Below are 12787 nucleotides of genomic sequence, written 5' to 3' on the forward strand. Positions count from 1 at the left end.
GAATCTGTTAATGCAGAGGGGACCAAAATCACCAAGAAGATAGATGAAACGGAATGGAACACGCCATCATTAGCGACAAAGAAAATGTTATCAAATCGTTCTATGAATTAGATGACAGCACAAAGATTTACCAAACTTTTGGGTGTCGAGCGCAAACAGTTCAAGGAATGTAGACAGTACAATACTTCAATTGTTTCAAAGGGTCTTCCGGTACTTAAAACAGATACGGGAGTCTATTATATAGATAGGTACGCCTATATCGAATTTATCAAAGGGAATGACAGCTTAAGCATAGAGAAATTTAAATTCTCGTACAATGCGGAGATAAACTATGCTGAACATTATTAAAAAGACTGGTATTTAGGATGCAAGAAACATTATATTGATTTTTGGATAGCTGATACAAGAGCAATTGTAAAAGGTGTTAAAAGGGTTAAAATAGAACCTAAACAGGATAAGGTAAAAGTAGATGTAAACGCAAGTGGTTTCTATACCGATAGGTTGAATTTAGGTGTCGATCCTGGATTAAATATTGGACGTACCCGTTTAGGCGGTGGTTATTATTACGACTTGGTAGATAAACTTAGATTACTTGATAAGTCTATCTTAAGGATAGGGAATCTTATTTAAAATTGTTCATAAGTTAACTTCTAAAATTTACATTTCTATCCATAAGGAGTGACTAGTTTTTGCTATATATTAAAAATTCTATATTTTAGAGCTTAGTTTAATTTTTAAAAGCTAATAAGTATAGTGCAATTGTATGAGTACCACAGTAAAATTCTCTAAAGAAAAAACTACATTTTCCAAAACACTTAAGTCTAACATAAACGACTATTTTATTCAGAACAACTTTAAAAGGACTGGCAATGGAAAATTAACTTTAAAAGCCATAATTCTTCTTTCAAGTCTCTTTATATTATACATTACCTTAGTCTTTGTCCAGCCTCATTGGTCGATAAGCGTACTACTCTGTACCATTTTAGGGGTAAACTTAGCTGCTATTGGATTTAATATAATGCATGATGCTGGACACAACACTTTTTCTGACAATAAACGCGTGAATTCCATTCTGTCATATTCTTTGAATCTTCTTGGAGGAAATATTTATCTCTGGAAACTAAAGCATAACATTGCTCATCACACCTACACAAATATTGATGGGGAGGATCATGACATCGAAATAAAATTCATGCGCATTCACCATGACCAACCTATCAAAAAACACCATCGGTTTCAACATTTTTATTTTATTATTCTTTATTCCATATCTTACCTTGCCTGGATTTTTTATCAGGATTACGAAAAGTTCTTGAAAAGTAAGTTAAGCCAACATTCCGCCAAGATTACAATTCCATTTAAAGAAAAGGTCATTTTTTGGGTAAGTAAAGTGGTTCATATTCTATTGTTTATCATTGTGCCAATTATCTTTGTAGGATTTGTTCCAACAATTGTTGGACTTTTAATAACAAGTACGGTCTGTGGTATCTGCCTAGCTACAGTATTTCAATTAGCTCATGTGGTTTCAATTACGGAATTCAAGACCATTGAGGATTATAGAGTTGAGGACGAATGGATGGTTCATCAGCTTCAGTCAACATCAAATTTTGCAACTGGCAATAAATTTTTGACTTGGTTGTTAGGAGGTCTCAATTTTCAGGTAGAACATCATCTCTTTCCAAAAATTAGCCATATTCACTATCCTGAACTAAATAAGATCGTTAAATCTACCTGTCGTGAATTTTCTATTCCCTACAATGAATACCCGACATTTTGGAGCGCATTTAACTCTCATTTTAACGTTATTAAATCTATGAGAAAATAAAATTTGTATTTTAATAAAAATTCTTTACCTTTGATTATAATCAGGCCCTGCCTACGCTTTCTGAATCCGATCGGTTATTTCCATCTCTTTTAGTCCCGTAAATCCAGTTGCTTACCTGTTTCCATCTAATTGATGAAATATTTGAGGTTGAATTTCTTCAGGCTCCAATACTAAGCATCCTTTTCTTGAGAACATTTTGATTATTGAAACCCACGGTTTCAAAAGGATTGGCTAATGGCCTCAACAAAATTTTTAAATTAATTTACAACACAATGCAAGAAGGAAAAGTGAAATTTTTCAACAACACCAAAGGATTTGGATTTATTACTCCAAATGACGGTGGACAAGATCTATTTGTTCATTCAACAGGTCTTAGGGACAACATCAGGGAAAACGACAATGTAACTTACGATGTCGAGCGCGGACAAAAAGGTTTGAACGCCACGAATGTTCGTATAGCTTAAAATACTCCATTTGTTAATAGTTAGGTGGCTTTGACTTTAGTTAAAGCCATTTTTTATTTTATAATTTTTTTTGAGGGAGTCTGAATACAAAATCCCCGATCCATCTGCTATGTCGCGAACAGATTAGACCAGGGAATAATAATAGAATTAATAATAAACAATAAACAATTTCTTAAAAAACCCTGCGTTGATCTGCAGGGTTCACTTACAAAACATTCCCCTTTCTGTCTTAGGGAATCCACTCAAATGCATGAACATAATTGAGTGTTGACTGACTGAGAAAGTAAGTCGTCAGCATCGTGAATGAGACGATGTCAACTTTGGTAAGGTAGTCTTTAATTCAATCACCTGTATAAACTTTCGGATATATTCCTAAATTATAAACTTGCTCTTCAATTTTGATCAGCCACTGTTTACCATCTACAGTGTACATGGTCCACATTTCACCTTGAATCTCCTTATTTTCCCCATCTGGAGAATAATATGGCTGCCCCTTGATTGTAACAGGAAATGTAATTCTTTTCCTGTTTGTTTCGATATTTTCGTCAAGTATTGCTTTTGCAGTGGAAAGGATTGTTTCTGTTGGGATCTTTTTCATATGTGATAAACAAATATTTAAGATATTTGTGTCAGAATAAAATATTATTAAATAATTAGAAACATTTTGAATCTGAATTGTTATATCTATAAACAAAATGGATGAAGATTCGATATTAGACGTAAGGGCATTCGTAAGTAGATATGCGGTATGGATAGCTAGGACTAGAAATAAAAAAGAAGCAAGAGAATACGCACAGAAGATTTTAAAAGATAATCCAACAATTTTAAATCTTGTTTTGGGAGATATCCAAGAAGTCATAGGCAAAGAATAGGATTTTATTTTACTCCATCTATTTAGTGTATTTGCTAAAAATGTTAGCAATTTTGAGCCATTTCACAGCCAGCATGGATAAACAGGAACAAGCTAACGCCAAGTGATGTAGTTTCAATCATTAAAACTGCGAAGGTAAATGGTTGTTGGATTTTCCATGAGCGAAATCAGAAATTCTATACTCCTGAAGAATTTGAGAAGGAGTGGCAAACTGTAGTACATTCTGACGGAAAGACAAATAACTTTAAGGAATTTAAGATTGTAAACCCTTTATATGCTGTGACTTCAAGATGGATTGATATTGCCAATAGAACTCAGCTGGAAATTTTATTGAAGCTGAAAGGATATAATGGATAATTTAAGATTAAGAAGTAAATTCAAAAAGATTTTTCAGAATGCAATTGATTTATTGTCAATGCCTTTTAAATATTCCAGCATTTCTTTTTTTAGGATTTCCAATGAGCCTTTTAATGAGTATATTCTATCAGGAATATGAAATATTGCAGTCTTATTTAATAACCCCTCTAGATAAATGCACTTCAGAAATGTTCTTTTATCTATGCATGAAATAAATCCTTTGTCTAGTCTTTTTAATAAATATTTTCCCATATTGAGATTCATTTGGATACTACATAACGGATATTGTTCGTGAATGTTTTAAAAATTATGATTTTTTCGTGACCCTAATATTATTTCGCTCAGAAATATCAATTTTTATCTTCTCTATCATTTTTACAATTTGACGATTGATCACTAGGTCAATAGCCTCCTTAACAATATACATCCTCTGTATATACAATTCGGTGTTTAAAAATCCACAAATGATATAGACATCAGTACCTATTGGCCAACCTTCCTCAACGTGGACACTTGCATCTGCTGTCGTATGGCTAATATCATAAACGTCAAAGATTTCTTCAAGTAACGGTTCTAATCTGTTAAAAATGTATCTGTTTCTCATTATTAAGTGATTGGTCAACCCTCCAATGTTATATAAATGTACCTTAATTTGCCTTATATATTAGACTTTTTATATTGTTTTGAGTATTATTTTAATCCAACCTATTACTTGCTCCACTATTCAACTTATCCTCTATGAACCTTGTGTAGAACCAATTCAGTTCACCTGATTCTTCCTCATTCTTGGCATAACCTTTCACTTCTTCACGGGATTTCCCCATTAAGGTTGCGCCTAACTCTCTGAGGATATCATCACGTTTGTTGCACTCTGGGGTATAATTGATCGGGTTCTCACACTCTTTGATTGTACTTAGTACTTTGTCGATTATTTCTTTCATTTAAATAGGGTCTTGAATTGATTTAACATTAGTTTCTTCACCTCTTGATCCTGTTACTCTATAAACTTCATGAGAGCCTAAGTTACCATTGTAGGGGACCATCAAGGACTGTATTTCATCTTTTCCTTCAGCAAATAGCCATGCTTCTCGGTTCGCTTCAGGAATTATTAAAGGCATTCGCTTTTTCTCATTGTGAATTTCTTCCAATAACGGATTAGCTGGTGTTGTGATGATTGAAAAAGTAGGATAGGTTTCGCCTGTATCTAGGTCTGTGAACTGGCTGAATACGATTCCAAGTGTCATGATTTCATGAGATGGGGTGTAGATAAAGTAATTCTCTGTTTCCTTAACTCCCATAACTTTATGGGGTTCATAAAATCCAGTAACATAAAGTAGCCCGCGATTCTTACCGATATATGACTTGTAGCTGGCCTTCTCAAAAATACTTTCACTTTCTGCATTTAAGGTATTAGCATATTTCTTTGCTTCATCTTCTGTTTTAATCCAGAATGGTAATAGCTTCCATCTTGCATTTTCCACAACATCAGCATTACTGTTTAGGGTAACCGGAAGAAATGGACGCGCAAATCCGGAAGCATGGAATATTTCACCTTGATTGTAGGTAATTTGTTTCTCAGGAAGTTTAACCTTTAAATCCGCTTTGCTCGGAGATCCTACATGATAGCACATAATCGTTTATATTAGTTATGCAAAATAACAAAAGCAAATGGAATTTGTTCCGCTAACAGAAGAGGTATTTAATTGATTTTAAAAGAGCAAAGTTATAACATTCTTACTTCTGTCAATATAGCTGATGATGAAGATCCAATTTACACACCTGGTAAGGTTGAAAGTGTATGGGATTATTTGGATAGAATTACAGCCGTTCCTTTATCAGAGCCTAAAATAATAGTGATCGATACAGTTTAAAAAATTATACAGACGATATGATCCGCGGAATGGGATGGATAGAAAAAGCCTATCGGTGGGTTAGCATCTACTTAAACATAGACATTAGTTTATTTCCAAAATTGAATCCTAGAATAAATATCAATATTAGTAAAGCAATTAGCAGAAGTATGTTTTTGCTGTCGTTCTTGTTCATATGGTAAAGGTAGGGAATTTAGGTAGTGCCTAAACATCAAGAGAAACTTATCCATAAAAAGCAAATTTTAATTTCTATTAAAAATCTTGTGTATTAGATTTGCTAACATTAATAAAATCATAAACCAATGAACAAAGCGAAAATTATTTTTTCGTTATCCTTTATAGGACTTGCAGTTTCTAGCTGTACTAATCAAGCTGGTAATACGGAAAACAGTAAAACAGACAGTACTAATGCAAACAATAAAGGCCTTTATAAGGTGGTGGTGTATTATCCAAAGACTGACAGTACCAAATTTGATATGGATTATTATGTCAATAACCATATGTCGATGATGGTTAGAATATTAGGGAGCAACCTGCACGATTATGAAATTGATAATGGTGGTGCAGATTCAAATCCAAATGCACCATACGTTGCTGCAGGAAGCTTTTATATTGAAGATATAAAACAGTTCGCTGATAGTGTCTATGCCAGTGGTGATTCTTTCGGAAAAGATATTCCTAATTATACCAATGTAAGCCCAGTTCTTCAAACTTTTACTATAAAAAGATTTGGCAAATAAAGAGGTAAGTAAAAAGCCTAATGGAGGGCAGGCTTGGTCCAAAATAATTGAATCATTAAAAAGAAATTTCTGAATTATTTAGTTTTTCAATAAATATTTTGATTAAATAATCTTTATTTATTGAGCCATCAGGATTTTCGAACATACTCAGGCTGTAATCTTCTTGTATTCAATGGGAATTCCTATTAAAAAAATGAAGTTTTCAAATTAATCAAACCTTATAATTTCACCGCTATTGTTGTTGTATTTTTAATAGAACATAATAAATATGTTGTGTTTGAAATCATAGTTGTATATATTTGTTATCGTTAACAATATTAACAATAACCAAAATTATAGCTTTTCATGCTAAAAAAATATTTCCATAATGCCAAGATAATTTGTGTTGACCGAGTGATCGAATCTGGTTATGTCTATATAGAAGGCAGGAAGATTTTGGATTTTGGGCAAGGTGAAATTTATGTCGCTGAGAATACCCGGAAAATTGATCTTAAAGGGTGTTATTTATCCCCCGGATTTATTGATTTACATATTCACGGTGGAGGTGGTTATGATTTTATGGATGCTACAGTTGAGGCTTTTCTTGGAGTAGCTAATACGCATGTAAAATATGGAACTACCTCTATGTGCCCAACTAGTCTAACGGCAGATATTGATAGTATCTACCGTGTTTTGGATTGTTACCAAGATGCATATAAAAAAAATACAGATGGGGCTGAATTTCTTGGGATCCACTTAGAGGGACCCTATTTAGCAATGGGACAACGTGGAGCTCAGGACCCAAAATATATTCGTAATCCCGATCCAGAAGAATATAAAAAGTTTCTGTCACATTCCCCTCACATTATCCGTTGGAGCGCTGCACCAGAGCTTCCGGGTGCGCTGGATTTTTCCGATTATCTGGTTAGTCAAGGAAAATTAGTCTCATTAGCCCATACAGATGCTATCTATGAAGAAGTCGTTAGGGGATTTGAACATGGCTTTTCTTTGGCAACCCATTTTTATTCAGCGATGTCAGGAATTACACGCAAGAACGCGAAACGCTATGCCGGAGTGATTGAGTCAGGATACTTAATAGAGGATATGGATGTCGAGATAATTGCTGATGGAATACATGTTCCTGCTCCATTATTACAGTTGATTTATAAGATCAAGGGACCTGATCGCATTGCCTTAGTGACGGATGCTATGCGTGCAGCTGCAATGCCTGAAGGACAGAGTGTTTTGGGGCGTAAAGAGGATGGCCTGCCTGTAATTGTTGAAGATGGGGTAGCTAAATTGTTGGATAGATCGGCTTTTGCGGGAAGTGTGGCGACGGCTGATCGTTTGTTGAGAAATTATATTGAACTAGTAGGAATACCATTAGTAGACGCCGTTAAAATGTTAACTGCTACGCCTGCAAGGATATTGAAAATAAATAATCAAAAAGGGGCAATTGCTAAAGAAATGGACGCTGACCTTGTCGTCTTAAATAGTGATTTGTGTGTTGAGATGACGGTGGTTGGGGGTGAGATTAAATATAAACGTCAATGAGTATAAAGGAGAGAAAAAGTTTACAAGGTGTAAAAGAAATTGCCAAGTTAGCGAGTGTTTCTATTGGAACAGTTGATCGTGTTTTACATAATCGGCCCGGAGTGGCAAAAAAAACTAAGGAAAAGGTTTTGGCCGTTTTAGAAGAATATCATTATTCTCCAAATTTAATAGGTAGGTCCCTGTCGAAGAAAAAAACTACATTAATTATTGCATTGATACCTCATAGTTCGAACGAATCTGCATATTGGGATGCTCCCCTGCAGGGAATTCAACAGGCTCAAGAGGAACTTGCAAAGTACCAAGTTAATTTAGATATCCTGCTATATGACCAAGACGACCGACACAGCTTTTTGAGGCAGATAGAAAAAATCAAAAAAATGCAACCCGATGGTTTGGTCCTTGCACCTACCTTTTTGAAAGAGTCAATTGCTATTTGTGAATATTGCGATGAAAACAAAATTCAATATAGCTTTATTAATTCGGACCTAAAGGATTGTAATAATGTAGCTTATTACGGGCCGGATCTCTTCCAAAGTGGATACCTGGCCGGGAGCTTAATAAAAATGCTTAGTAAACCAGGAGATCAGTTGTTGATTGTCCATGTTTCCAAAGAGATGGAAGAGGATCACCATGTCTTAAGAAAGGAAGAAGGGCTGAGGACCTATCTGGAGGAGCATGATTTCGGGAAAAAAATCTCACGACTGTTTATTGAGGGGACCGATTTCAGTTTAATTGCAAAAAAGCTTGATTCGGCATTTGAAGAACTCAAACCTCGGGTGGTCTTTGTCAGTAATTCCAGGGTTTCTTCTGTCGCCCGCTTCCTTCAAGATCGGCAGATTCAAGATGTTCGATTAATTGGCTTTGATTATATGCCGGATAATTTGAAGTATCTAAAAGAAGAAGTTATTGATTTCCTGATTTGTCACAAACCTATTGAGCAAGGATATATGGCTGTCAAATCTTTGTTTAATAAGATTGTCCTTAATCTGACAGCTCAAAAAATAAATTTTATGCCTCTTGATATTATATGTAAAGAGAATTATTCCTACTACGAAAATTAACAACATGAAAAACCTATTATTAACTATTGTTGCAAGTTTTGTTTTGCTATGCCAAACTTCAGGACAGACGAAGAATGCAGATTTTATTGTTAAGGGATTCCATTTGGATCTTAGGGTACAGGCGATGAAAATGCCTGCCTTGAAAAAATTTGCAGAGCAGTTAAAAGACGGGGGTATGAATACACTGATTATGGAATGGGAGGGAACCTATCCCTTTAAAAACCATCCTCTAATTCCCAACCAATATGCATATACGAGAGAAGAAGTGGTTGATTTTGTGAATTACTGTGAAGAGTTGGGAATCGACGTGATTCCCTTGCAACAAAGTTTTGGTCATGTTGAATACATTTTAAGAAACTATCGATATAAAGAATTAAGAGAGGACCAAAAAGATTTTTCTCAGATAAACCCTCTGAAGGAAGATCTTGCCAGATCCTTATTTAAGGATTTGTTCAGCGATATGATAAGTACCCATAAATCCGATTATATCCATATTGGAGGGGATGAGACCTATTTGCTTGGACACTCCAAGGAGTCACAAAAAAAGGTGGCAGAATTAGGAAAGGGGAGGTTGTACGGAGATTATATCAAACTATTATGTGAACTTGTTGTCGAACTGGGTAAAAAACCAGTTTTATGGGCAGATATAGCAATGAAATATCCAGATGCACTACAAGGTTTGCCGCAGGAAACGGTGTTTGTGGACTGGAATTATGGTTGGGATATCAATATGTTTGGGAAACATAGCAATTTATTGGAGTCTGGATTTGAAATCTGGGGGGCTCCGTCGTTGAGGTCGCATCCTGACAATTTCTACAACACCCAATGGGAAAAGCATTTTAGAAATATTCGGGAATTTATTCCTCTTGCTCGGGGATTCGGCTACAAAGGTATGGTTATTACATCTTGGTCAACTTCAGGATTATATTCAAGTCTTTGGGAGTCACCAAGAGATTTGGTTGAACTTTACCCTGTCCGTAGGGTGTATCCATTATCAGGATTTAATATTTTAATATCTGCTTATTTCGATGCTGTAAATAATCAAAAACCATTAAATGTAGATGATTTTGTATTGGGCTATGCAAAAAAACAGTATGGATTTTCTAATGAAGAATCCAAAAGATTTTGGAAAGCTTTGCAAGCGAATCCCTATGAAATAAACCAAGGTGAAGTTGGCTCTTCAGATTTAAAGATCAAGTCTGTTAAAGATAGTGCCTATTGGGTTCTCCAAGAGTTGAATGACCTTAAGCCGAAGCTAAATCAAAATGAGTTTGCACATTATCCTTTAATGGCCGAGATAAGAGCTCGGTATCTGAGCTGTATGCTGATCGAACAGAAATTAAATCAACCTGAATTCAATGAATCTCAATTAAAGGAAATCATCGCTGAACTCAAAAAATTAAAGGATAATAACCTCAATGCACGATTTGCGGCTTTGAACAAAGATTTCATTTATCCTCGCGAAATTGAGGATGAAAATGAATTACGTAATCGCAAAATCAATCTTCTGTACGAAAGACTATCTCGAGCAAAGCAGTAAAATTGACCTTTTAGAACCATCTTATGAAATCTCCTCAAGAAATTGCTGTTAGCTCAATGAGCAATGCTCAAAAACGAATGTCGGTGCTAATTATCGCGGTCATGTTTTTCGTTTTTGGATTTGTGACCTGGATTAATGCTATTTTAATACCGTATTTTAAACTCTCATTTGACCTAAACCACTTCCAGTCCTATCTTGTAGCATTTGCGTTTTATATTGCATACTTGCTGATGTCATTGCCATCAGGCTATCTTTTGAAGCGGTTTGGGTTTAAAACGGGGATGATGACCGGATTTTTTGTGATGGCCGTTGGTGCCTTTCTCTTCGTGCCGGCAGGAGCTATTAGGTCGTATCCCTTGTTCTTATTGGGGTTATTTACATTGGGGATGGGGCTGTCGGTTTTGCAAACTGCGGTTAATCCATATGTAACTATTCTTGGGGAAAAGGAACGTGCTGCGCAAAGGTTTAGTATAATGGGGATATGCAATAAATTGGCCGGTATTTTAGCGCCTATTTTATTTGCTGCAATTATCTTGAAGCCCGAAGACAGGGAGTTTTTCGAATCCATAGAATCATTAACCAGCTCCGAGAAAGATCTTGCCCTGAATGGATTGCTGCAGCGCGTGATGATACCCTATGCAATTGTTGGTTGTGTTTTAATTGCTTTAGGAACATTGGTTAAACTATCGCCACTTCCGGAAATAAATACAGATGAAGAAAGCGAAAGCGTAATGGTCGGCCCATCCGCAAATGCGAAGAGAAGCATTTTAGACTTTCCACATCTTGTTTTAGGAAGTGTTGCAATATTTTTCCATGTCGGGTCCCAGGTAATTGCCGTGGATAGTATCATCAATTATGCCCAGCATCACGGCTTAACTTTTTATGAGGCCAAAACTTTTCCATCCTACACTTTAACGGCAACTATTGTAGGGTATCTTTTAGGTATTTTTCTAATTCCAAGATATTTAACGCAGTTGACAGCTTTGAGGTTTTGTACATGCTTAGGTCTATTATTGTCAATAGGAATCCTCGTTTTGAGCCAGAATGTAAATTTTCTAGGGTATCAGATCGATATTTCTGTTTGGTTGTTGGTGTTGATGGGTTTTGCAAATTCAATGATTTGGGCAGGAGTATGGCCATTGGCGATGTCTGATTTAGGGAAATTCCTGAAAATAGGCGCATCTTTGCTAGTGATGGCCTTATGTGGAAATGCAATTACCCCGATGATATACGGATATTTTGCAGATAAAGTCGGTCTACGAGAGGCCTATTTGGTTTTATTGCCCTGTTATGCGTATTTAATGTATTATGCCTTTTACGGATTTAAATTACGAAGCTGGAAAAGGAACTGATCTATTTTTTGGTCGAGTCTCGGATAATCAATTCTGTTTTTATCAGAATTTCCTGATAATCCAATCGTTCGAAATCTGAATCTTCAATTTGTTGAATCAATAATTTGGAGGCTACCTTCCCCATATGGTATGCATTGTCATCAATAGTCGAGAGTTGCGGGTCAACAATTTTTGAGATGGGGTAGTTGCTGAATCCAATAATCGAAATCTCCTCAGGGATATTGTAATTAAATTTTTTAAATACCTTAATGGCCGCTGCTGCGGTGTAATCATTCGCACAAACTAGACCATCAATCCTTTCATTCGTATTAGCCAATTCATTGGCTGATATTAACCCCTCTTCATAACTCAGGTTTTTAGTTTCTTTTATTAGCTTCTCCTCAATAGGTAGCCCATTTTGAATCAAGGCTTCAGAATATCCCTGTAGTCTAGCTTTGAAGATGCTAACTGATTGATCTCCGGAAATATGGCCAATTCTTTTGCAGCCTGATTTGATTAGATGTTCGGTTGCTTTAAACGATGCTTCAAAATCGTTGATCATAACCTTGTTGGTCTTTAATCCATCAGTACTTCGGTCATAAACAACTAAGGGAATATTGGCCTTTTTAAATTTCTTTAAATGATCATATTTATGAGTTTGCAACCCGGGGCAGATTATTAATCCTGCCGCTAAGGATGTTTCAAGCATGCTGGCGATTTCTTTTTCTTTTTTATAGTTGTCCTGTGATTGAAAGATGGTAATCTGATATCCATTGTTATAGGCATAGTCTTCAATGCCGCTTATTACTTTGGAATGAAAGTCAATATCTATTCTGGGGCAAATTACGCCAATTGATTTCGTTTTCTTGCTTCGGAAACTTGAAGCTATAGGGTCAATAGAAAAGCCCATTTCCTTTACCTTGTCATTTACCAGCTTTCTTGTGGATTCGCTGATTGCTGGATGGTTTGATAGTACGCGAGATACGGTAGAAGCGGAGACATTTAATGCCTTGGCAATATCTTTTATCGTAATGCGCGAGGAATCTGAATTCTTCATTTAGTCTTTGTGTTATTTATGAAGCCTAATTTAATGTAATTTTTTTGTTAATCAAATTTTGCGAAACATTCAATATAATGCAATTGTTTGCATACAATAATGTTATAAATATCAATTTAAACGTGTTTTTATTTGTT

15 protein-coding genes are annotated in these 12787 nt (G+C 35.5%); 9 read left to right on the top strand and 6 right to left on the bottom strand.

Annotated elements, in window-relative coordinates; genetic code table 11:
• Window positions 1–111: 111 nt before the first annotated feature.
• From E0Y80_RS01090 to E0Y80_RS01100, 3 genes are all read left to right on the top strand, one after another.
• On the top strand, window positions 112–348 hold the full coding sequence (locus E0Y80_RS01090; protein WP_156305515.1) for a hypothetical protein: 237 nt from the start codon (window positions 112–114) through the stop codon (window positions 346–348).
• Between the two features lie 415 nt (window positions 349–763).
• Entirely contained in the window at window positions 764–1825 is a 1062-nt protein-coding gene (locus E0Y80_RS01095) for a fatty acid desaturase family protein (protein ID WP_156305517.1), read from the top strand.
• 272 nt (window positions 1826–2097) lie between these two features.
• Entirely contained in the window at window positions 2098–2289 is a 192-nt protein-coding gene (locus tag E0Y80_RS01100; RefSeq protein ID WP_156305519.1) for a cold-shock protein, read from the top strand.
• Between the two features lie 340 nt (window positions 2290–2629).
• Here E0Y80_RS01100 and E0Y80_RS01105 read toward each other — a convergent pair whose 3' ends face one another.
• Window positions 2630–2887 (bottom strand): hypothetical protein, encoded by a 258-nt coding sequence (locus E0Y80_RS01105; protein WP_156305521.1) that lies wholly within the window; start codon window positions 2885–2887, stop codon window positions 2630–2632.
• 97 nt (window positions 2888–2984) lie between these two features.
• Between E0Y80_RS01105 and E0Y80_RS01110 the strand changes: the two genes are divergently transcribed.
• Entirely contained in the window at window positions 2985–3161 is a 177-nt protein-coding gene (locus tag E0Y80_RS01110; RefSeq protein ID WP_156305523.1) for a hypothetical protein, read from the top strand.
• A 389-nt stretch (window positions 3162–3550) separates the two neighbouring features.
• Here the strand turns inward: E0Y80_RS01110 and E0Y80_RS01115 are convergent, their stop codons facing one another.
• From E0Y80_RS01115 to E0Y80_RS01130, 4 genes are all read right to left on the bottom strand, one after another.
• Window positions 3551–3769 carry a hypothetical protein gene (locus E0Y80_RS01115; protein ID WP_156305525.1) on the bottom strand — a complete coding sequence of 73 codons (219 nt, stop codon included), beginning with the start codon at window positions 3767–3769 and terminating at the stop codon, window positions 3551–3553.
• 55 nt (window positions 3770–3824) lie between these two features.
• Window positions 3825–4121: a hypothetical protein gene (locus tag E0Y80_RS01120; protein WP_156305527.1), complete on the bottom strand. Its 297-nt coding sequence runs from the start codon at window positions 4119–4121 to the stop codon at window positions 3825–3827.
• Between the two features lie 91 nt (window positions 4122–4212).
• On the bottom strand, window positions 4213–4458 hold the full coding sequence (locus E0Y80_RS01125) for a hypothetical protein (RefSeq protein ID WP_156305529.1): 246 nt from the start codon (window positions 4456–4458) through the stop codon (window positions 4213–4215).
• Complete coding sequence (locus tag E0Y80_RS01130; RefSeq protein WP_156305530.1) at window positions 4459–5148, bottom strand: SOS response-associated peptidase; 690 nt, start codon at window positions 5146–5148, stop codon at window positions 4459–4461. It lies immediately after the preceding gene.
• A gap of 542 nt (window positions 5149–5690) precedes the next feature.
• On the opposite strand from E0Y80_RS01130, the gene E0Y80_RS01135 reads away from it, so the two are divergent.
• The 5 genes from E0Y80_RS01135 (at window position 5691) to E0Y80_RS01155 (ending at window position 11614) form a co-directional block, all read left to right on the top strand.
• Window positions 5691–6128: an EthD family reductase gene (locus E0Y80_RS01135; RefSeq protein ID WP_156305532.1), complete on the top strand. Its 438-nt coding sequence runs from the start codon at window positions 5691–5693 to the stop codon at window positions 6126–6128.
• A gap of 345 nt (window positions 6129–6473) precedes the next feature.
• On the top strand, window positions 6474–7661 hold the full coding sequence (nagA, locus tag E0Y80_RS01140; RefSeq protein WP_156305534.1) for an N-acetylglucosamine-6-phosphate deacetylase: 1188 nt from the start codon (window positions 6474–6476) through the stop codon (window positions 7659–7661).
• Window positions 7658–8722, top strand: coding sequence for a substrate-binding domain-containing protein (locus tag E0Y80_RS01145; protein ID WP_156305536.1), 1065 nt, complete (start codon window positions 7658–7660; stop codon window positions 8720–8722). The genes nagA and E0Y80_RS01145 overlap by 4 nt, the downstream gene beginning before the upstream one ends.
• 4 nt (window positions 8723–8726) lie before the next feature.
• Window positions 8727–10262 (top strand): beta-N-acetylhexosaminidase, encoded by a 1536-nt coding sequence (locus E0Y80_RS01150; protein WP_156305538.1) that lies wholly within the window; start codon window positions 8727–8729, stop codon window positions 10260–10262.
• 23 nt (window positions 10263–10285) lie between these two features.
• Window positions 10286–11614 (top strand): sugar MFS transporter, encoded by a 1329-nt coding sequence (locus E0Y80_RS01155; protein WP_156305540.1) that lies wholly within the window; start codon window positions 10286–10288, stop codon window positions 11612–11614.
• Window position 11615: 1 nt separating this feature from the next.
• On the opposite strand, the gene E0Y80_RS01160 is transcribed toward E0Y80_RS01155, so the two are convergent.
• Window positions 11616–12650, bottom strand: a complete 1035-nt coding sequence (locus E0Y80_RS01160) for a LacI family DNA-binding transcriptional regulator (RefSeq protein WP_156305542.1) — start codon at window positions 12648–12650, stop codon at window positions 11616–11618.
• Window positions 12651–12787: the final 137 nt, after the last annotated feature.

Source organism: Sphingobacterium endophyticum (genome assembly GCF_009733535.1).
GTDB lineage: Bacteria > Bacteroidota > Bacteroidia > Sphingobacteriales > Sphingobacteriaceae > Sphingobacterium > Sphingobacterium endophyticum.